The sequence below is a fragment of the Vibrio sp. Vb1574 genome (genome assembly GCF_033338675.1).
Genome location: NZ_JAWOTC010000001.1, coordinates 111,009 through 133,376 on the forward strand (window position 1 = coordinate 111,009; position 22,368 = coordinate 133,376).

The 22,368-nt window shown below is 46.3% G+C and carries 16 protein-coding genes; 6 read left to right on the forward strand and 10 right to left on the reverse strand.

Annotation, left to right across the window (positions count from 1 at the left end; all coding sequences use genetic code 11):
• Positions 1-24 precede the first annotated feature (24 nt).
• Together R7O12_RS00520 and R7O12_RS00525 are read right to left on the reverse strand one after the other, a co-directional pair.
• A complete protein-coding gene (locus tag R7O12_RS00520) occupies positions 25-1,383 on the reverse strand; it encodes a DUF4397 domain-containing protein (RefSeq protein ID WP_132936898.1) in 1,359 nt (452 codons plus the stop codon).
• Complete coding sequence (locus tag R7O12_RS00525) at positions 1,380-1,976, reverse strand: LON peptidase substrate-binding domain-containing protein (RefSeq protein ID WP_132936899.1); 597 nt, start codon at positions 1,974-1,976, stop codon at positions 1,380-1,382. Before R7O12_RS00525 ends, R7O12_RS00520 begins: the two co-directional genes overlap by 4 nt.
• Before the next feature lie 323 nt (positions 1,977-2,299).
• On the opposite strand from R7O12_RS00525, the gene R7O12_RS00530 reads away from it, so the two are divergent.
• From R7O12_RS00530 to csdA, 4 genes are all read left to right on the forward strand, one after another.
• A complete protein-coding gene (locus tag R7O12_RS00530) occupies positions 2,300-3,145 on the forward strand; it encodes an outer membrane protein OmpK (RefSeq protein WP_005391741.1) in 846 nt (281 codons plus the stop codon).
• A gap of 108 nt (positions 3,146-3,253) precedes the next feature.
• A complete protein-coding gene (gene panE / locus R7O12_RS00535; protein WP_318125541.1) occupies positions 3,254-4,144 on the forward strand; it encodes a 2-dehydropantoate 2-reductase in 891 nt (296 codons plus the stop codon).
• Entirely contained in the window at positions 4,141-4,740 is a 600-nt protein-coding gene (locus R7O12_RS00540) for a DJ-1 family glyoxalase III (protein ID WP_318125542.1), read from the forward strand. The genes panE and R7O12_RS00540 overlap by 4 nt, the downstream gene beginning before the upstream one ends.
• Complete coding sequence (gene csdA / locus R7O12_RS00545; RefSeq protein WP_318125543.1) at positions 4,740-5,951, forward strand: cysteine desulfurase CsdA; 1,212 nt, start codon at positions 4,740-4,742, stop codon at positions 5,949-5,951. Before R7O12_RS00540 ends, csdA begins: the two co-directional genes overlap by 1 nt.
• Before the next feature lie 33 nt (positions 5,952-5,984).
• Here csdA and R7O12_RS00550 read toward each other — a convergent pair whose 3' ends face one another.
• The 5 genes from R7O12_RS00550 to R7O12_RS00570 form a co-directional block, all read right to left on the reverse strand.
• On the reverse strand, positions 5,985-6,905 hold the full coding sequence (locus tag R7O12_RS00550) for a GGDEF domain-containing protein (protein ID WP_318125544.1): 921 nt from the start codon (positions 6,903-6,905) through the stop codon (positions 5,985-5,987).
• A 309-nt stretch (positions 6,906-7,214) separates the two neighbouring features.
• Positions 7,215-7,643, reverse strand: a complete 429-nt coding sequence (gene csdE, locus R7O12_RS00555) for a cysteine desulfurase sulfur acceptor subunit CsdE (RefSeq protein ID WP_262651769.1) — start codon at positions 7,641-7,643, stop codon at positions 7,215-7,217.
• A 19-nt stretch (positions 7,644-7,662) separates the two neighbouring features.
• Positions 7,663-8,472, reverse strand: coding sequence for a tRNA cyclic N6-threonylcarbamoyladenosine(37) synthase TcdA (gene tcdA, locus R7O12_RS00560; RefSeq protein ID WP_005391724.1), 810 nt, complete (start codon positions 8,470-8,472; stop codon positions 7,663-7,665).
• A 99-nt stretch (positions 8,473-8,571) separates the two neighbouring features.
• Positions 8,572-9,675, reverse strand: coding sequence for a murein transglycosylase A (gene mltA / locus R7O12_RS00565; RefSeq protein ID WP_318105102.1), 1,104 nt, complete (start codon positions 9,673-9,675; stop codon positions 8,572-8,574).
• A 273-nt stretch (positions 9,676-9,948) separates the two neighbouring features.
• Entirely contained in the window at positions 9,949-10,404 is a 456-nt protein-coding gene (locus R7O12_RS00570; protein WP_258497153.1) for a DUF2850 domain-containing protein, read from the reverse strand.
• Between the two features lie 162 nt (positions 10,405-10,566).
• Between R7O12_RS00570 and argA the strand changes: the two genes are divergently transcribed.
• Both argA and R7O12_RS00580 read left to right on the forward strand, forming a co-directional pair.
• The gene (gene argA, locus R7O12_RS00575) at positions 10,567-11,904 is read left to right on the forward strand and encodes an amino-acid N-acetyltransferase (protein WP_012841478.1); all 1,338 of its coding nucleotides are present in this window, start codon (positions 10,567-10,569) and stop codon (positions 11,902-11,904) included.
• A 417-nt stretch (positions 11,905-12,321) separates the two neighbouring features.
• Complete coding sequence (locus R7O12_RS00580; protein ID WP_005380230.1) at positions 12,322-12,510, forward strand: hypothetical protein; 189 nt, start codon at positions 12,322-12,324, stop codon at positions 12,508-12,510.
• Between the two features lie 34 nt (positions 12,511-12,544).
• On the opposite strand, the gene recD is transcribed toward R7O12_RS00580, so the two are convergent.
• The 3 genes from recD to recC form a co-directional block, all read right to left on the reverse strand.
• Positions 12,545-14,692 (reverse strand): exodeoxyribonuclease V subunit alpha, encoded by a 2,148-nt coding sequence (recD, locus tag R7O12_RS00585; RefSeq protein WP_318125546.1) that lies wholly within the window; start codon positions 14,690-14,692, stop codon positions 12,545-12,547.
• Positions 14,692-18,366, reverse strand: a complete 3,675-nt coding sequence (recB, locus tag R7O12_RS00590) for an exodeoxyribonuclease V subunit beta (protein ID WP_318125569.1) — start codon at positions 18,364-18,366, stop codon at positions 14,692-14,694. The genes recD and recB overlap by 1 nt, the downstream gene beginning before the upstream one ends.
• A 326-nt stretch (positions 18,367-18,692) precedes the next feature.
• A complete protein-coding gene (gene recC, locus R7O12_RS00595; protein ID WP_318125548.1) occupies positions 18,693-22,184 on the reverse strand; it encodes an exodeoxyribonuclease V subunit gamma in 3,492 nt (1,163 codons plus the stop codon).
• Between the last annotated feature and the right edge of the window lie 184 nt (positions 22,185-22,368).

Below are 22,368 nucleotides of genomic sequence, written 5' to 3' on the forward strand. Positions count from 1 at the left end.
AGGAGTCTCCTCCTCCCATTCGTCCTAATCGGTCACGTCATCGACCAACAAGTTGAAACCACCGTTGTTCCCATCATCAATGGCAACGACTTGGTACACAACACCGTTCATTACATTGACTGGTGCTGAGTCAACCGCAACAATACTTGGGTTACCAGCCACTGTTACCGTTACATAATATGTACCTTCAGCGACATATAATCCTTGTACGCTATTTTTATACGCAAAATTAGCAATAGTTGGATCACTTCCATCTATTCCTGCACTCGTAGTGAGGTAAATATCCACCATTTCCGCTATAGGATTAGCCGCCGCGTGTGTCACATTCAATGTCGCGCTAGTCGCCACAGCGCGTCTCATATCTTCAACAACCAGAGCTTCGATATCAATCGCTGGGCTAACAACACCGACTGCATAAACACTGTAATCCATTCCACCTGCAACCATTAACCCGTCAACATCTATGATCGGATTGGTTGTTGTGCCATCCACGTAAACGTCAATATCGTAAGCGCTAGCAGCAAGATCCAAATAACCACGAATCTCTTTGAACGCTAAGTCGGCAAGAGGAGCGAAGGCCGCCCCGTTAACGTTAACATCGACGACTGGCGCTCCATCGACAAGGTGTCCGACTCTTACTTCAGCTTGGCTGCCCATATCTTCAATTATAGAAGAGCCCGAACCGTCCAACACCAAGAGTTTGACAGGTGACGTGCTATTCGAATCTCCTGTGCCGATAGCGGCAATCGTCAAGTTGGAGTTAGCCGCAAGAGATACTTTGCCCGAGTCAAAAGCAACGCTGTCTCCTACGGCAAGTCGAACTTGATACTCACCAGCTGGGATGTTCAATACGTCGGTAGAAGCTTTGTAAGCAAGGTTAGTTATTGGAGTCGCGCTAGCAAGAGCAACACCTGGCTCAGTGACATAAAGATCAACAGCAGGAACGCCTGAAGCTGCATGAACAACTTGAACATCTAGACTATTGGCATCAGCCATTGAATCGGCGCTGCGAGTCACAACTAAAGGCTCAACTGGGTTTGGCGAACCATCGGCATCGCCAACAACGAACACGTTATAATTGAGGTCGGAATCAAGATCTAGTTCTGTTTTAGGTACTACGGTCGCGGTTTCATTACCTGGGAGCTGTACATCGACCTGAATCGAATTCATCCCCTCTCGCAATTTAACGTAGCCAGATCCCACACCATAATCAACATTCGTTAAAGATGGTTTATCGTTGATCCACACATTTGCAAGCGGCGCATCAGAAGAAGCGTGCACTGCTTGTAAATTGGAATACTCGATAGTGTCACTGTCGGAGCCACACGCCGCCAGTCCTAATGTCGCAACAATAGTTAGCGCAGCTTTATTAAATCCTTTCATATCCTTGCCTCTTTGTTAGTCGGGGCTTCTATGGCTTCTGTCAGAAATTGCAACGCAGGAATACAGTCCTCTGCGCCGACTAGCTGTTCGAACAGATTGCAGTCTAGGGGTAGTAACTCAAGCCAACGCTGAGTAACCCAAGCAGAGTCATCGTAAAAACGATGCTGGTAGAGGCTTCCAAGTTGAGGAAACTCTTCATAAACATGGGATAACTGCTGGCTTAAAAAGAAGAAATCTGGTGAGTTGTCTAGATGTTGCCAATTGTCTAACCATTCAACCTCTGCATGACGTAAGCCATCCGCATCTGCACGAACACGTTTAACAACAAAGCGTTTCTCACCAGCAACTGTAATACCAAGAAGGCCATCACTGAGTGTTTCAAAATCAACGATCCTGACCAAAGTTCCGATAGATGAAACGTTACCCACGTCTTTAGGGTCACCTTCACTTCCTACCAGGCAAACTCCAAAGCCCACATTTTGTAGGCTGCATTCCTTTACCATTCGCTTATATCGTGGCTCAAAAATGCGCAGATTCATTTTACCCTCAGGGAGTACAACTGAAGTGAGTGGGAATAACATGACTTCTTTCATTCAAACGTCCTCTTTGATTCACGGATACATACGAATCCCTTATCACTCCGATCACTAACGATTTATGTTGGTTAATCGACTGGCTTAAAAAGTCATAAAATCGCTTACGCAAACGATCCAAATCACACATTTATTGCAATCAAATGCAACAAACAAAAAGTTCCGTAAATAAAGATAATTTCGTGACACAACTCACCAAAAACGTTCAGTTTTGCACCCTTTATCACTTTCATTTGGGATTTTTATCGCTATTATTCCCGCCAATTGGAAAGCGCAGCATAGATTGCGTGTTCTGAATCATTACAAACATAGAGAGTCCCCTTATGCGTAAATCACTTTTAGCTCTTAGCCTTCTAGCGGCTACTTCAGCTCCAGTTATGGCGGCAGATTACTCTGACGGCGATATCCACAAAAACGATTACAAGTGGATGCAGTTCAACTACATGTACTCAATTGATGAAATGCCACGAGTTAAAGGCGCTGACGACAACGCTCACGATTACCTAGAAATGGAATTTGGCGGTCGCTCTGGTATTTTCGACCTATACGGTTACGTAGACGTATTTAACCTAGCGACTAAAGATAACCAAGATAAGTCAATTGAGAACGGCGCTCCTGACAAGATGTTCATGAAATTTGCACCACGTATGTCTCTAGATGCCGTAACTGGTAAAGACCTATCTTTCGGTCCAGTTCAAGAGCTATACATTGCATCTCTAATGGAATGGGGCGGTAACAACGGTGGTGTAAACAACCAGAAAATCGGTTTAGGTTCTGATGTAATGGTTCCTTGGTTAGGTAAAATCGGCCTAAACCTGTACAGCACTTACGATGGCAACAACAAAGGTTGGAACGGTTTCCAAATCTCGACTAACTGGTTCAAACCATTCTACTTCTTCGACAATGGTTCATTCATTTCTTACCAAGGTTACATTGATTACCAATTCGGTATGGATGATGATGCTGGTAACAAATTTGGTACTACCGCGTCAAACGGTGGTGCAATGTTCAACGGCATTTACTGGCACTCAGATCGCTTCGCGGTTGGTTACGGCCTGAAAGCATACAAAGAAGTATATGGCGTAAAAGACGGTCTACAAGTTGCTCCAGGTGTTGAGCTAGAATCGACTGGTGTAAGCCACTACCTAGCTGTAACTTACAAGTTCTAATTGAACCACTAAGTTTGCTCAAAAATGGCGCCTTTCGGCGCCATTTTTATTTGCTTTCCTTTTTTCCCTCATTATCCTTGCAGCAAACCTTTTTAATGAGAGCGTTTGGTGAATATCCTTATCCTCGGTCCAGGTGCGGTGGGCTCACTCTGGGCAACAAAATTTAAGCTTGCCGGGCACAATGTTTCATTGTGGGGAAGAAGTTCAGAGAGACAACAACCACTTCAGTTGGATGACACACCCGCAATCGTATTCAGTAATCAAGATATTTCCTCCGTAAATCAAGCGGACCTCATTTTGATCACGGTAAAAGCTTGGCAAGTGGAAGACGCCATTCAGCCTTTGCTCCCTCATATCAATACAGACACGATTATCATGCTGATGCACAATGGTATGGGTACCGCCTCTGGCGTGGAGAAGGCTCTGCCAAACAATCCTATCGTGCTCGCCACAACGACGCACGGCGCATACAAACCAGATAACCAACACGTACTGCATACCGGTCACGGAACAACGCAAGTGGGTGGTTATAATGACAAAGGAATGCAGTGCGCTTTTCTGCAAGATGTTATGCATCATGCTCTTCCAGAGGCCATTTGGAATCCACACATCCAATCTGCGTTATGGACTAAGTTAGCAATTAACTGCGCGATTAACCCACTGACTGCGATTCAGCAGTGTAAGAATGGTGAACTTGCGAAGCCCGAGTTTAAGATACAACTCGAAAGCATCACTCAAGAACTGGTTGAAGTAATGAGTAAAGAAGGTATTGCTATCGAGTTTCGCTCTCTTTTCGATACGGTACTGCAAGTGGTGAACGCCACAGCTGAGAACTATTCTTCAATGAGACAAGACGTATTCCATCAGCGTCGAACGGAAATTGATTTTATAACCGGATACTTGTTAAAGGCTGCCGAGAAACATCGCATCAATACGCCTGAGAATTTAAAACTTTACCAACGCATCAAACAAATAGAACAAAGCTGGACAGAACAATGAATAAGAAAATCTTAGTGCCAATCGCTCCGGGCACCGAAGAAATGGAAGCCGTCACCGTTATCGACATGATGGTTCGCGCGGGTTATGACGTTACGGTAGCGAGTGCTGCTTTTGATGGCTCATTGACGATGAAAGCTTCTCGCGGAGTCACACTAACAGCCGATTGTAAACTGGTCGATATCGCTGATAATGAGTTTGACGCCATAGCGCTTTCTGGTGGTGTTGGTGGTGCAGAAATTTTTCGTGATAGCACGGTGATGATAGAAATCCTTAAGCAGCACATCTACGAGGGAAAATTGGTCGCTGCTATCTGCGCAGCACCAGCGTTGGTATTGCAACACCATGATCTTTTCCCACAATCACTGATGACCTGTCACCCGAGCTTTCAGTCACATATCCCGGAAGAGAAGTGGCGCAGCAAACGCGTGACCTTTGATATCAACCACAACCTGATCACTAGTCAAGGTCCGGGTACAGCTTTAGAGTTCGCGATGGAAGTAATCATTCAACTCTCAGGTAAAAAACACGCATGGTCAGTTGCTGAACCAATGATCCCTCTGCCTACTCTGCACTACCACAAGCTTGGTGAAGAATAATGTTTGACGTAAATGCTGTACGTGAGCAATTTCCCGCTCTAAATCAATCCGTCAACGATACGCCCTTAGTTTATCTAGATAGCGCAGCGACAACGCAAAAACCGCAATGTGTGATTGATGTCATCAGTCATTACTACAGTGCGCAAAATGCCAATGTTCACCGTGGCAGCCACAGTTTAACGGCTAATGCCACCAGCCAATTTGAAGCGGCACGAGAACGAGTGGCAAGCTTTATTGGTGCAAACAGCTCTAAAGAGATCATTTGGACACGGGGCGCAACCGAAGCACTGAACTTAATTGCTCAAACCTACGCCCGTAGCACGTTACAACCAGGTGATGAGATCTTGATTAGCGAGATGGAGCACCACGCCAACATCGTGCCCTGGCAAATCGTGGCAGAACAAACGGGCGCTAAAGTCATTAAAGTTCCGATAACATCAGATTGCCAGTTCGACATCAGTGCATTTGAGGCGCTTCTGTCTGACCGCTGTAAAATTGTTGCTTGCGCACAAATAACCAACGTAACAGGCACACGCCAACCTATCGAAAAAATCACTGAACTGGCGCACAACGTTGGCGCGGTTGTTGTAGTTGATGGCGCGCAAGGCATCGTACATGAGCAACTTGATTTATCGACATCAGATATCGATTTCTACGTTTTCTCAGGTCACAAACTTTATGCACCAGCAGGCATTGGGGTTTTATACGGCAAGCTTGAACTTTTGGAAGCCATGCCACCATGGCACGGCGGCGGTAAAATGGTTGAACGCGTTTCTTTCGAAAAAACGACGTTTTCTGCACTTCCTGGAAAATTTGAAGCGGGCACACCAAACGTTGCGGGCGCGATTGCTCTAGCGAAAGCCATTGAGTGGTACCAAGGTTTTGACCATCACGAAGTAGAGACTCATCTCCATGCGCTTCAGGATAAGGCCTACCAAGCACTAAGCGCTTTGGATGACATTCATATTCTAGGCTATCAACCGAATGCCTCTGTACTGACGTTCGTCATGGACGGCGTTCATCACCAAGATATTGCGACGCTGCTCGATCAACAAGGCATTGCGATACGAGCAGGACACCACTGCGCTCACCCATTGATGGATGCGCTAAATGTGAAAGGCACGGTACGCGTCTCTTTTGGTATTTATAACACGACGAACGATGTGGAAAGACTCATCGCCGCCGTAGAAAAAGCCGTCGACATGCTATAACGCCAACGGTTTGATTTGGAGTAACCAACAAGGTTACTCCATCTGCCTATCCAGAGTCGCCACGCAATTTCTGCCATTTCTTTTCGCAGCATAAAGCGCTTTATCTGCATGCGCATACAAACGTTTGGTGGTTTCATTTCTGCCTATTTCCACCACGCCTACACTCACCGTGACCGGAATTTTAATCTTTTCAAATTCGAACTGACAATTTTGAATGTGGGAACGTACTTCCTCTCCTACCTCTTTCGCCGCCGACAGAGAAGTTTCTGGCAAAATAATCGCAAACTCCTCCCCTCCGACTCTTGCAAAAATTTCGTCTTTGACGAGTAAGTGAGAAACCAAATCAGCTAACGTCTCTAAGACATAATCCCCCGCATCATGACCACGTTTATCATTGATGACTTTAAAAAAATCCAAATCAAATAATAACAACGCGGAGTGATAATCCGGAGCTTGGGATTTAATAACTTCTTCTGTGAGCTTTTCGAAAAAGACACGTCGGTTGTAGATGTTGGTAAGAGCATCAATTTGGCTTTGATGGCGAAGAAGGGTTTCAACTCGGTGGCGATTGGAGATGTTGCGTGTAAGAATAAGGACAACGCGACGACCTCGGTATTTTATAGCGAGTGGGCAGATCTTGCCTTCGTAGTATAGGTCGCCTCTTGGCCCACTGTTAGCATCTATTCCCTGAATGCTGTCGGCGCACATCTTGTACTCGATCGTCACAATACTGTCTTGTTTCAGTGATCGACTGATCTGCTCGATAAACCAGTCGGCTTTATCTTTTTCAAGTACGCCGTGAAGTGTCTTACCTATCAAATTGCTTCCATCGTGATAGGCTTTTTTATCTGTTCCTCCAAAAACATCAATATAGATACCATCTTCACTCAGAATAAAAGTGGGGTCTGGCATTCCGGATAACACGTCTTGCGCATGTTCCAAGGTGAATTGCATATAGGGAGGTTCCTAGCATTTGTATCTAAGTAACCCAATCGCTTCCAAGTGTGTTTCCACATTGGGGAATAGGAGCGAATGGGGCATATGTCTATTATCTAATATAGACAAATTTTAAATACAATTGAGTTTATAAAAACCAAGTGGGCAATATAATGAACCAGGATCAATAGAATGGTTAATTAACGCTAAAATAGTCGACCATTTGCACACTTTTTATCCATATGCAAAAAATATCTCAACTCAGATACAAAAAACACCAAACAGCTAGGCTATTCAGCGTTTTTTAAGAATTGGGAAAATGACTCGTTACACGGCGGTTTGCTTAATCTGCTCTACAATAGCTTTCAAGCCATTACCACGTGACGGGCTTAAATGGGAGACAAGCCCCAGCTGATCAAAATAAGCATCAATATCAAACGCTTGAATTTGATCGGCCGTTTTACCGTCATAAGCTGCCATTACCAAGGCAATCAATCCACGGACGATACGCGCATCGGAGTCCGCACAAAAATGCCAAACGCCATCTTGCTCTTTGCTCACTAACCACACCAAGCTTTCACAACCGGAAACGGTAACTTGTTCTGATTTCAGCTCTTCTGGCATTTGTGGCAGCTTTTTACCCCACTGAATAACCTGACGGTAACGATCTTCCCAGCCTTTAAATTGCTGCATAGTCGCTACAATGTCTTCGCTGGTGATATCTGTACCAAATGGAGAAACGGGAAAATCTGTCATGATGCGCTCTTCTTCTAGTTTACTGCTTATATTTTGAAATCAACTTCTCAACGATTCGCGATACCGCGACAAAGCCAAACGTTGCAGTTACGACAGTCGCCGCACCAAAACCGCTAGCGCAATCCATACGTTTTGGACCTTCCGCTGTCGACTTCACACCACACACTGAACCGTCTGCTTGAGGGTACTTCAGCTGCTCGGTTGAAAACACGCAATCAATACCAAACTTACGAGCCGGATTCTTAGGGAAGTTATGATGACGACGCAAGGTGTCTTTGATTTTCTTCGCTAGAGGATCTTGGATCGTTTTCGTTAAGTCAGCGACCATGATCTGCGTTGGGTCAACCTGACCACCAGCGCCCCCCGTGGTGATCACTTTGATCTTGTTGCTGCGGCAATACGCCAACAAAGACGCCTTCGCTTTTACGCTGTCAATCGCATCTAGCACGTAATCAAACTCTTTGCTTAAGTACTCATGTTGATTGTCTGGCGTGATGAAATCATCAATCAGATTGACTTTACACTCTGGGTTGATCAATTTGACACGCTCGGCCATAACTTCAATTTTGCTTTGGCCAACGGTGCCCGTCATCGCATGAATTTGGCGGTTAATGTTCGTGACACAAACATCATCCATATCAATCAGAGTCAACTCACCGATCCCAGTACGGGCCAGCGCTTCGACCGCCCATGAACCCACGCCACCAATACCAATAACACAAACGTGTGCAGCGCGAAGAATGTCCACTTCACTGTTGCCATAAAGACGACGAGTGCCGCCAAAGCGTTGATTGTAGCTGTCAGATGCTGGGGTATCGAGTTCACGCATATTGAAGTCCAGATGATCGATAGAAAAACAAAGAGTGCGATTTATACGCACTCTTTGATGAAATGTCTAGATAAGAGGCGGTTCCTCTTTCTTGGGTCGCTATTGTAGCTTTTCTGGCGGTAAAGCCCAAGGCGCTTGAGTTGGTGAGTTTTCCAGCCCAAGTTTCCAAACTCGACCAAAATGCTTGTAGTGCCCTGCTTCCGCTCCTGCTCTCGCACCAATGCCATGATACAGATCCAAATGGTTCTGTTTTACCGCACCACCAGTGTCTAAAACGATCAGCATTCGCAGTTGATGAGCACCGCTCCACGTACCATCCGCATTCAGCAATGGTACTTCCGCCAAGATTGGTGTGCCCATTGGTAAGATAGAACGGTCACCCGCGACCGCGGCCATTGGCAACAAAGGAATACCAGCCGACCCCGTTACTGGCGCTTCCGCTTTTGGCGCAAAGAAGACGTAAGAAGGGTTTTGCTCCAACAACTCGCGTACTGTTGCGTCGTCGTTGTCCATTACCCACTCTTTAATCGCTTTGAGAGACATTTTTTCACGCGGCACTTCACCACGTTCAATCAAAATTCGGCCAATGCTGACGTAAGCTTTATTATTTTTCCCTGCGTACGCGAAGTACTCCAACGTATCATCATCTTCAAAATGCACATAGCCACTGCCCTGCACTTCCATCATAAACGGGTCAATACGATTAGGCGCATAACCTAGCACTAAACCTTGTCCATCTAGTGCTCCATTGTAGATCTCCGCGCGAGTCGGACAATCTGATGAGCAGTTTGGCTTGCCATAAACTGGGTACTTAAAAATGTCGTTTGGTGTATGACGCAGTTCCATCACGGGAGAGAAGTATCCGGTAAACAACACATTACCTTTTTTATCACCACCACCCAATTGCGCGGCTTGAATGCCAAACGCACTCAACGCACTGGTATCTCCGCTCTGTTGCGCCCACTCACTTAATCGTTGATATAGCGGTTGGTACATCTTCGCCATGGATGGTGACTTTATCACCACTTGCTCAGCTTGCTTGTTAAATTCAGTAAAATCGCGTGGTTTGTTAGACTCAACCACATCCACTTGATTGAGGATCTGAGGAAACTCACCATCAAGATATTGCTGAGCACGATCATTTTGTTGAGCACAGCCAAAGAGTAGGCTCAAAGAGATAATAGGAAGGAGTTTTTTTAACACGTGTCTTTTCCGTAAAAGAGAATAGCAAAAGGATGGCAAACAAATGCATACGGTGCAATTGAAAAGCAACGACAAAATGTTTCAACGCTAAGCCAATCCGTTTACTCGTTGTAAATTCATTCAGTTAATGCAACATGATAACAGCGGAAGAATTACGGAATTGTCCGGATTATGTTTGGAAGTAAAATTTACTGATTGAGAGATGAAGTTGTGATCATCCATGTGACTCACAGACGCAAAAGCTGCCAGCTTAAGAGACAATAATAAAAACGACTATCTTACCACAATCCTTGCACGCCCCTCTAAACGGAATACAGGTAGATAATGTGCATTAGCATCCAGCTTCATTTCTGCATGCTGCTTACCCACAAAATTGAAGTGCCGCTCATTTGAACCCACTCGATACGAAAACGAATCCCCATCGAATTTAAAACTGGTCGCCACTGTAGAACCATTTACGGTAACACCGCGCTCACTCAACACAAATTCTTCACGAGCATAAGGCGCAACATCTTGCTCAACCCAGCGACCATAAATTGTCGATTTGGGAATGGGCGGATTAATGGTTCGAGTAATCAAATCACTATACAGCATGCACAAGACAACGGTTCCAACTATCGCTATAAGCATGAGAGAACGCTCTAGCCACTTACGAAGCATTGATTTAGATGACGTTTTTGACAGATTTGAAGCAGTGATCGCAGCATTCTTATTAACAGCAGAAGACATGAGGTTCACGTATTGAGGAAAGACGCCACCATTGTAACCTTCCCTCTTAACGGGACCAAGAACCTACCTCAATATGTTTGTGCTTTATTCCAAAATTTCACCTTGCCACCAAGTGAATAAAAAGGCATTATTTTAACATAATTAAACAAAGGAATGGCTGTAGTGAAAATTCGTAGTACTGCTCTCGTAAAAGGATTCCGTCAATCAACACCTTATGTCAATGCTCACCGCGGAAAAACCATGGTGATCATGCTGGGCGGAGAAGCCGTCGCACACAAAAATTTTGGCAATATTATAAATGATATCGCACTCATGCACAGCCTCGGAATCAAAGTCGTTGTGGTGTATGGTGCACGTCCTCAAATTAATCAGCTGCTAGAAAAACAAGACCTCACTACGCCTTACCACAAAAATATCCGCATTACGGATGAATCGGCTTTATCTGTTGTTATGCAAGCTGCCGGACAACTTCAGCTTGCGATTACTGCGCGCCTATCAATGAGCCTCAACAACACTCCGATGGCTGGTACCCAGCTCAATGTCGTTAGCGGAAACTACATCATTGCCCAACCACTCGGCGTTGATGATGGTGTGGACTATTGCCATAGTGGACGTATTCGCCGCATTGACACCGATGCTATCAACCGCACTCTTGATCAAGGTTCAATTGTTCTGCTAGGTCCCATTGCTAGCTCTGTGACTGGCGAGTGCTTCAATTTATTATCGGAAGAAGTCGCCACCCAACTAGCGATAAAGCTGGGTGCGGATAAGCTGATTGGTTTTTGCTCCGAACAAGGTGTCATTGATGACAACGGTAATGCTGTCGCCGAGTTGCTACCAATAGAGGCGGAACATGTCATCAAAACGCTTTCTGAAAATACGTCTCCTGACCTAGATTACAACACTGGGACACTGCGCTTTCTTAAAGGCTCTATTGCCGCTTGCCGTGCCGGAGTACCTCGTAGCCACTTGATCAGTTATAAAGTAGATGGCGCCTTAATTCAGGAGTTGTTCTCTTTCGACGGTATCGGTACCCAAGTTGTTATGGCGAGTGCTGAACAAGTGAGGCAAGCTAATATTGACGATATTGGCGGTATCTTAGACCTCATTCGCCCGTTAGAAGAACAAGGTGTACTGGTTAGGCGCTCTCGAGAACAGCTAGAGCAAGAGATTGGAAAATTTACCATCATCGAAAAAGACGGCTTGATTATTGGCTGTGCTGCCCTTTATCCATACCCAGAAGAGCGTAAAGCTGAGATGGCTTGCGTAGCGATTCACCCTGACTATCGTGATGGAAACCGAGGTTTGTTACTGCTCAACTACATGAAACATCGTTCTAAATCCGAAACCATTGATCAGATTTTTGTCCTCACGACACACAGTTTGCATTGGTTCAGAGAGCAAGGTTTTTACGAAGTCAGTGTCGACTATTTGCCTGGAGCCAAACAAGGGTTATATAACTTCCAGCGTAAGTCCAAAATCTTAGCGTTAGATTTATAGCTTAACCTTAAATCAGAGAGCGAAACTTAACGTTCCACTATACCAACTAACCTCAAAGGGCAGGATTTAGTTCATTAACGCTCAACCCTGCACATCGAGCTTGTTTAGGAACGAGTTTGTTTAGGAGTAAGGCCACACATAAACCCTACTCCGGACTAGCGGGTCATCATGTAAACCCAACTTAGAAATGCGCAAACCATTGCTTGATTTTCGTTCCAATTTTATCTTTTAAATATACATTTGGTTGGCTATACTCTGCTCGCTAGTGATTGGTTTTTAACCAATACGAATGGATCTAGGTGATGTAATGTAGCCTTCACCCTAAAATACTGGGCAATTGAAAAACTAGTTAGCTCCGTATTGCACACCAAGGACAGTTGTTAATCTGACTTTAAATAAGCCGAGACGAGCACTGTTATGAGAACAATCATTTGTAATTCGCTTCAAAGCTTCTGGGATATGGCTGACAATCAGTTTTTAGAAGGCCTAGACGTCCACTGTGTTTTCCCCGTAAATGACGCTATCCGAGATTTTATTCTTGCTTATCAACAGCAATACAAAATACGCAGCGTGTCTTTTACCAATGCGTTTGCAAAACATGCATAAAAGAAGACCGAGCCATAAGCTCGGTCTTCTTGTTTTAGTTAGTAAGCCGCTGTACTAACCCACTCGCACGAGTGGTTTTCACCTTAATGCCTCGCTTCAGAACATTAAGTTCGGCGTAAAGAGCTAAACGCTTTTTCGCGCGGGTAATGCCTGTGTAAATCAACTCACGGGTTAATATCGGGCTAAAGTCTGGTGGCAAAATCATCAGGGTGTAATCAAATTCACTGCCTTGCGATTTATGGATGGTCATAGCGTAAGCCGTTTCATGTTCAGGTACTCGGCTTGGCAAGACCGATTTCACACTGCCGTCAGGTAACTCAAAAAAGACTTTCAAACGCGGTTCTTCTTCACTGTCATCTCGCATGCAAATACCAATATCACCGTTATACAAACCTAAACCGTGATCATTACGCGTAACCATGACGGGTCTGCCGTGATACCAAATTTCATCCTGAACTTGAATGAACTTGCGCGCCGCGAGCGCTTTCTCGATGCGTTGGTTTAGCCCAGCCACACCGAAGTCACCTTCACGGATCGCGCACAGCAATCGGCATTGGTTGAAGGTATCTAACACCGCTTTGGCTTTGTGCGTTAGCGACTCTAGCTCTCCGGTTTTAGGATCAGTTTCCTGTTGTCCAATGCGTTTGAGGTAACGACCGTATTCCTGCACCAACGTCTGCATCATTTGGTTGTAATGTTGACTACTTAGCGCGAAATGTTCGATGTCAGAAAAGTCACGCGCCCAGACGTTATCTACGCTCGCAGCAGAACCGGAGTTAACCGCTTTTGCCAACTGACCAATGCCTGAGCGAGTATCAAATCGGTAGCTCTTTTGCAGCATACATAAACTATCAGCAATGCTAGATGCACTGTTACCCGTATGGGCTAAAGTATCGAAGCCCGTCAGTTTTGCGATGGCTGACGCCTGCTCTTTGCCATAACCCAACGCATGGAACGAACAGATATCACCCAACACTGCCCCTGCTTCAACTGAGGCAAGTTGATCTTTATCACCTAGCAAAATCAGCCGCGCATGTTTCGGTAAGGCATCGACCACTTTGTACATCATTGGTAAATCGACCATCGACGCTTCGTCGATAACTAAAATATCCAAATGCAGTGGATTTTGCTTGTTGTGACGAAATTCTGCACTATTAGGAATCGCACCCAGCAACCGATGTAAGGTGCTTGATTCAGTCGGAATTTTGGCTTTAAGCTCCGGAGAAGCTGGCAGTTCTTGCACTGCTTTACCAATGGACTCGGTTAATCGCGCCGCCGCTTTCCCCGTCGGGGCCACCAGCTTGATGGTTAGATTTTTCTCTTGCGTCGCCTGTTCAATCAAAGCAGCAAGCAATTTGGTTACTGTCGTCGTTTTACCCGTACCTGGGCCACCAGAAATCACAGCAAATCGACGGGTTAACGCAACTGCCGCCGCGACTTTTTGCCAGTTCACGCAAGCCGAGAGTGGCACGAGTTCATCCAGTGTTTGCAAATCTTGAACCTTGCGCGCATTGCTAAGCACGGAATCAATCGCGTGCCAATCCAACGATTCGCTTGCGACCACATCAAGGTGGTCACACACCAATTGTTGACGCAACACTTGGTTGCTGCTTCCCGCTTCTACTGCTTTGCCTAACGCGTTAAACAGAAAATGGTATTGGCGTGCAAACAAATGGTTGAGCAACTCGGATAATCGCGCAAACTCTTGTGGTTGCAAGTTAACTTCGGCGCCCAACTGATTGAGCTTTTCCGCCAGTGTCACTTCATAATGCCAATAGCGATGCAGATACAGACGCTCACCATCGAACATTAAAGGCAAGGCTTCTCCTTGCGCGCCGACCACGCTGGAATTTTGTAATACTTGAATCCAGTCTATGCCTTGCAACTGTGTGTTGAGCGCCAATGCCGACTCACCAAACAGCCCTAACTTACTGGCTAAATCCGCAGATTGCCCTTGTGCATCGAACAGAGACAGACAGATATGTCCTTTGCCGAGCTCACTACTGACAACACCAGCGATAAACGCCAATGCTTGGCTGTCCGACGATTCATCATGCGCTTGAGAATCAATAAAGCAGGCGAATTGGTAGTCGAGCTGACGAATAGCACCTTTGTGCGCCAAGCGTTCCAGCACTACCAATAGACTATCTTGGCCAGAATGAAGATTGTGATTTGTCGTCATTAAAGTAGCTCCATCTGCCCGGCTTGACTTGAGCGCGTTTCGAGTGCTTGACCATCAATCAAACGATCCATCTCTTGTAAGAACTCGAAAGTTGGTTTCGCGGCAAAAATGCCGTGGTCACTCTGCCCATCCATGCCGCGCAAGAACAAGTAATACACGCCACCGAAGTGCTGCTCATATTGATAATTCGCCAATCGGCTGCGTAGGAAACGATGCAGTGCTAACGCATAAATCTGGTACTGCAAATCGTAGCGGTGATCCGCCATCGCCGATTTCAGAGCCTCACCATGGTAGCTCGTCACATCGTCGCCAAGATGATTCGATTTCCAGTCAAGCACGTAGTATTTACCTTGATGTTCAAACACCAAGTCGATAAAACCTTTGAGCATGCCTTGAACGGTTTGGAAACCTAAATCCCCCGCTTTCGCCGACAACGGATCGTGACGTTGAATAACTCGATTTAACGCCGGCGCAGACAAAACTTCAATCGGCAGCAAAAATTCCATCTCCACCAAACGTTGCGACGGTGCTTTTTGATTCAGCAGCAAAGACTTACCATCCAACGGCGTTGCGAGTACGGTATCAATCAATTGCTGTAAAATGGGCAACCACTCTTCATCGAGCTGTTCGCTTTCCATCAAACCAAGGATGATTTGTGTATTCTCTTCCGTCGTGGCTGGCTGAGTAAATTCAATTTCCTCAAACAGGCTATGCAGGAACGTACCCGGACGCGCACCACGAGGGAAGGTAAAAATAGAACGCTCTGGCTCCACCAAATCCGTTTCGTCTTGTTCTTCAGATGAGTCGATATCAAAACCCGTAATCTCAATCGTGGCATCATGCTCGGCGTGATGAGAGCCTTGCTTGACCAAGCCAGAATAACTGGTGATGCGCCAGTTTCTATCGATAGGGTTTTGCAGTTCTTTCGCACTAAGATCGTGTATTTCTTCTTGTGGCGCTACGTACTTATCTTCGAGTTGCTGCGGCGGATCGGCCACAACGACACAATCAAGCTCGTCTTGTTGCTTTGTTAAACCTTGGTGCAAATCGTTAATGCCACCTTCTTGACCATTTTGAATCAAATAGCCAATCGCACTGCGGTGTACACCAGTTGGCTCTTTGGTCGAACGGCCATTGCGCAACGGTGAGGCACCGATAAAACACGCATAAACAGCACGCGTTAGTGCCACGTATATCAAGCGTAAGTCTTCCGCCAAACGCTCTTTGTCCGCTTGCTTCATGGACGCATCGTTGCCAGTGATATCCAGTACCGTGCGGTCATTGGCTGCATCGTAATATTTGGCTTCACTGGCTTCTCGATAGCTGAACACAAACGGCAGAAATACGAGGTCATACTCCAAGCCTTTTGATTTGTGAATAGTTACGATCTGCACTAAGTTACGTTCCGATTCTAAACGTTGGATTTGGTCATCACTGCCACCCAAACCGTTTTCCGCATCACTGATAGACTGAGCGAGCCAACGCAGCAGACCGTGATCGCTATCCAGTTCATTACTGGCGTGTTGAAGCAGTTCACCAATGTGCATTAAATCGGTAAGTACTCGCTCACCATTTTCACCCTGTGAACTCGCACCTTCTTCTAGTAATCGCTCGGCAATATGGCGTTTGCTGATCACCGCGCGCAACATCGGCAGCACACCACGTTGAATCCAAAGTTTGCGATATTCTTTGAATTCGTTTACGGCGTTTTCCCACACCACTTCATCGTTATTAAGTGCATCCAAACTTGCTGCGTCGAGGGCAAACAGCTCAGAAGCAAGACTTGCACGCAGCGCACGGTCATTTTCTGGAGTCAGCACCGCTTGCAGCAAACGCTGTAGATCCTGCGCCACTGAACTGGTAAACACACTGTCTCGGTTAGACAGGTACACGCTGGCAATGCCTTGTTCAGCCAGCGCTTGTTTGATCATTCGACCTTCACTACCTGTTCGAACCAACACCGCGATATCGCCCGCTTGAACCGCTTTCTGTTTTTCGCCATTCACCAGACACGCTTGCCCCTGTTGAGCCTGCGTCAAAATGGTTTGGATTTGGCTTGCGGTCGCCTCCGCCATCCGAGTCAAATACTCGCCTTTTGGTAGCGGTTTATCGTCCGCTTCTTGCAACCAATAAGTCAGCGCGGGTTGCTTTTGGCCACCCATAGTCCAAATGCGTTTTTCGGCATTGGGACTGTACTTAACGGGTAAGAACGGGATGTCCGAATCATAGATAAATGGACTGTCTGGCAAAGCAAATACTTGGTTTACCGCCTGCACCATATCTGCGCTAGAACGCCAGTTGGTTCCTAACGTGTAGTGGGCACTTACTTGGTTACGCGCTTTGATGTAAGTGAAAATGTCTGCGCCACGAAAGCCATAAATCGCCTGCTTGGGGTCACCGATCATAAACAAACCACATTCTGGGTTGTTCAGATAAATACGGCTGAAAATACTGTATTGAAGCGGGTCGGTATCTTGGAACTCGTCAATCATTGCGACAGGATACAAAGTACGAATACGCGCCGCTAAAAGCTCGCTTTCGTCCGTATCGATAGAAGCAGAAAGTTGCGTTAGCAAATCATCGAAAGAGAGCCACTGTTTTTGATTTTTCGCGTTGGCCAGCATCACACGACAATGCTCAATCGCATGAGCAAGCAGTGGCGCTTTTAAGCTGATTGGATTAGCAAGAAATGTTTCAATGGCTTCAAATACCGCGTGCTGCGGCGCACTGCCTTTCGGTGTTTTTTCCAACAAGACGTTTTGCGCGAATTTCTCCAGCTTGTCTGGATAATCGTAACCTGTGGTTTCCGTTGCTGCCCAAGCGTTTACCGCCTCCAACCACGTCGGCAGAGACTTTTTGGTATAGCTACGTTTGTTAATATCTGAATCTGAAATCAGCGTGAAGAAGTCATCTTGGCTTTCTCGCCACTGTGCTTTTAATTCATCAATTTTTTTCAAATTTTCAGTATGAAGATCAGCCAAACTGCCTTTCATTGCTGGAACAGAAAGGCTTAACGGCGCGCCGGTTAAGTAATTGCTGATGTCAGACAACAACGCAGATGGAGAGCCCCATAGCTGGCGAATTTCTCCAGCCAAGGTAAATGGCAACGGGTAGAAATTGCGGCGCCAGTAATCGGCTACAACTTGCGCTTTTAGGTGACTTTCATCGGTCACAAACTCGTTATTAAATCGGCTGCCAGATTCAAACGCATTTTGCGTTAGCATACGTTGGCAAAAACCGTGAATGGTGTAGACCGCCGCCTCGTCCATCTGACGCTCTGCCTGCAATAAAATTTCTGCGGCTTGCTTGTGATCGTCAAACTCATTAAGCAAAGGTTGGATCACCGGATCGGAACTCTGTCCACGCGCAAACGCGATTCGCGCATCATGGATTCTTGCCCTGATACGATCGCGTAATTCCGCAGTTGCCGCTTCGGTAAAGGTTACGACCAGAATTTGGTCGACCGTAAGCGGTACGCGATGTCGAGCTTCCGCGCTGCCGTGACCAAGCAAAAGGCGCAGATATAAACCTGCAATAGTGAAGGTTTTACCTGTACCTGCTGATGCCTCGATTAACCTCGCACCGTGCAGAGGAAACGTCATCGGTTCTAGTGGCGTTGGTTGAGGTTGCTCTGTGCGGTCTAACGTATGTAGAGGACACTCTGCACCTGACATTTGATCCATAACGCTGAATCTCTCCGGATTATTTACTAGGACGTATCACCTAATAAATGTGATCTATAGTTAAAAATTCTATTAATATGTTTAACAAGTTGGATAATTTAGAGCTTTGTGAGATCTTTCTCACGGTTATCCATAAGACGTACCGTTAGTATGCGCCCCACGAGATAAGCCAAACCTTTTGGCGGCACAACTCAAATGAATTAAACAAAAGTATCATGGTCCCTCTGACCTTGTGGCCGTACAGCGAACGCCCTACAAAAAATAATGATTTTCTGGCGGCCACCCTACTCTTCCTTCTCTTTATCCAACTGTCTTTATTACGCTTTTACGTCATCAGTGTCTTGAACCGCTAAGCGCGCACCTTGCAAAACTAATGCTGTCAGCAAACGAACTTCTGAGGCCAACTCATCATTCCAAGCAGGCCAAATTCGAGAGATGTACGCATTACTGCCTTCGCCCGGGCTCATGAAGCCATCATTGAATGCGTCAGCCATTTTCTTCAAAGATTTCTCTTCGTCATCGACCCACTGACCACGGCTAAAGCCCGCTTCAACACAAGCCAACGCCGTTTTCGGGAAATAAGGCAAAGGCTTAGTCATGCCTTCGAAGAACAAGCGAACCAATTCAGTCAGTAGCTGTTTGGCATACTGCGCATCGGCAATTTCTGGGTAGATCAAATGCAGCGCGCCTTCTTTACGATCGTAACCAATGATGTGAGTTTTCTTAGCATGACCCGACGCCGACATGGCAAGGTGATCGATCCACGCTGCAAGGTAATCCTGCGATCGAATCTTACCGCTTCGATAGCGAATCAAACCGGATTGGTAGCATTGAGTTAGCCAACCTGTTAGGCGAACGTTTTTCTCTTCGCCTTCATTTCGCTCAAACAAGGAATCAAACGTCAGGTCGATTTCCAAATCGTCTTGAGGCGCACCAGATAAAAACGCCAGTTTATCCACCAGCTCTTCCGCCTGAACTCGGTTGGTTTCAAACTCGATATCACCAAACGCCCCCACCGGCAGTTTGCCTTGCGCGCGCTGTTGACTCATAAAGTGTTTAAGCACCTCTGTTTTTTTCTCTGGCTGCATCAATGTCGCTTCAAGCAAGGTTTCTAACAGCTCATCACGCATTTGATAGCTTTCCAAACCACCTAAAACAAAGGGTTCGTCGTCTTCCATCACCGGTAGTGGCGGTTCAAAGGTTACTTTTAAACGACGATTGAAAAAATACTGCACAGGTAAGCGCCAGAAACGTTGCAACTCGACTAAGTCGAGCTCAAGTGGGAACGTCGCTCCTAACAGATAGTCGTCTAATGCCCGATTAAAATCACGACGAACATAGCCTTGCGATTGACTACTTTGAGTCAATGCCGCTGGAATCCACTCTTTCGCGTAGCTGGCGTGCATGCCTTGGAACGCACTTGGGCTAAACGGCACCATGGCGTGGGTATTCACCAACGCATTTAATAAGTTGTCGCCAGACTCATCAACGGGCAACGCTTCATCACCACTTAAACAATAGTTTTGGTGGCAGTATTCCATCAGCTCAGAAACCAGAACCGAAGGCACTCGCTCGGTATTGTCTTGGATTGAACGGCCAACATAACTGATGTAGAGCGTTTGTTGTGCAGACAACATCGCTTCGAGGAATAGGTAACGGTCATCATCTCGGCGCGAACGGTCGCCCGGTTTGGTTCTTCCTGTCATCAAGTCAAAGCCTTCTGGCGGCATGGAGCGTGGGTACACGCCGTCATTCATCCCCAGTAGACAAACGGTTCTAAACGGAATAGAGCGCATCGGCATCAGGGTACAAAAGTTCACTTGACCAGCAAGGAAGCGCTGGCTGACTCGTGTGCCAGATAATTTGTTTTGAAGGTATTGGCTGATGATCGACGGAGATAACGCATCATCAAATGCGGCATCAGCTAATTGCTCTTTGAGTTGGCTGAGCGTATCGCGAATGGATTTGAGCGCCATTTCGCCTTCTAACTCAACTGAGAAGAAGTCATCCAGCAGTGAAACCAAAGTCTCTCGCCAACCATCAATAGTCTGAACATGAGAAAGTTTGCTTCGATAAGTGCTAATTTGTTGGATAAAGTGTGCCAACTTGCCCGCCAGCTCTGCGCCCATGCCTTGCACTTCGTTGTACGGAGACAAACTGCCTTGCTCGGTTTCAAACAAACCTGCGGATTCTGGCATCGCGTAGCCAAGCAACATGCGTTGAATACCAAATTGCCATGTGTTTTGACGGGTTTCCGGCAGTTCAAATTCGCGTCCGGTATTGGCATCCAATCCCCAGCGAATCCCCGATTCCTCAACCCATTGTTTGGCTTGTAAAAAATCATCTTCGCTGAGTTCAAAACGCTTTAATATCGCCGGAGTTTCCAGAAGTTCGAGTAGTTCTGATGCCAAACAGCGCGTATTGGGTAAGTTCACCAACTGCATAAATGCGGCCAGAATTGGGCTCTCTTGATCGGCGGTTCGGTCAGAAATCGAATAGGGAATAAAACGCTCACCCGGCGCGTTACCAAAGACCGCCTGAATCGCAGGGCTGTAAGCGTTGATGTCCGCGACCATCACGATAATATCGCGCGGTTTTAACGTTGGGTCAGCATCGAACATCGCCAATAGTTGATCATGCAGCACTTCCACTTCGCGCATCGGGCTGTGACAAGCGTGTAGGCTCAGTGATTTATCACCCAAGCTAACCACTTGTTTGTGATGACTGTTTTCAATCTGTTGGTCATCTTGATGTTCTTCAAGATTGAGAATATCCGCTTGCAATTGATGGAGCAGACTGTCGCGCTCAACATCAACAAAGGCTTCAATTTCATGAGATTCCAGCTGAGACAACAGATACATATTGTCGCGCCCGAGTTTACCCATGGACGCCAACAGACTGTTTCCGACCACATCGGTGTGCAGCTCATCGATCACATTATCTTCCAGTGATCCTTTCAGTTGCTCAGTTTCACCTTGCACTTCCGAGTGATCGTCCTGCCACACAACGTGCTGACGATGTTTCGCCGCCAAACGAGCCAGATATTTGCGATCTCGAACTTCACCCCAGTAATAACGACAAGGGTTAGTGAACATCAGATGCACGTCGATGTGTTCGCCAATTGCTTTTAGCGCATCCATATAGCGAGGCGGCAACGAAGAAATGCCAAAAACAAACAAACGCTTGGGTAAATGGTCAAAATTGCCGTTAAAACTCGCTAACGTGTCGATAAAGTGCTCATAAAGGTTGGCACGGTGATATGGAGACTGCCCTAACGACACAGTGTGATCATACAACGCTTGCCATAAGATCGGCTGCCACGGATGCTCATCTTCCAACTCTGCCACACTCTTCCCGGCTTCCCAACTTGCGATCCATTCCGGACGATACACCAAGTAACCATCGAAAATATCGGCAATTTTCTCAGCCAGCTGATACAGCTTAGAGTGGTCACTGTCATCTTTGAGGTACTGCGCTAACGGCGAAAACACCTCTTGGTTGAGAAGCCCCGGAAGCAAATGCATCAACTTCCACGTCATCGCTTCTTTGTTAAACGCACTGCGTTTTGGCACGTCTGGCAATACCTGCGTAAACATTTCCCAAATGAAAGTCGCAGGGAGCGGAAAATCAATGTTCGCGGCAACACCAAACTCTTTGGCCAATTCCATTTTTAGCCACTGGGACATGCCTGGACTTTGAACCAGAATTTGTTCTTTTTCGAACGGGTTTTCCAGCGGACTGATTCGAATCAGTTCGACAAGGAGTGATTTAAGAACGTCAACTTGGTTGGAGTGATAAACAGTAAACAAATTGGGAATACCGAGCGCCGATTGAAACTGTTAGCTAGCTTAGCACAGCCCTATTTAAACCCGCAGTGATCTCGCGTTCGGAAAAAACAAAAGGTTATATATCACTCAAATAGAGTATGAATCTTCTGAATTTTCACATGTCAATCAAGTCTGACACTTCCATACAAAATGTGACATTCGTCAC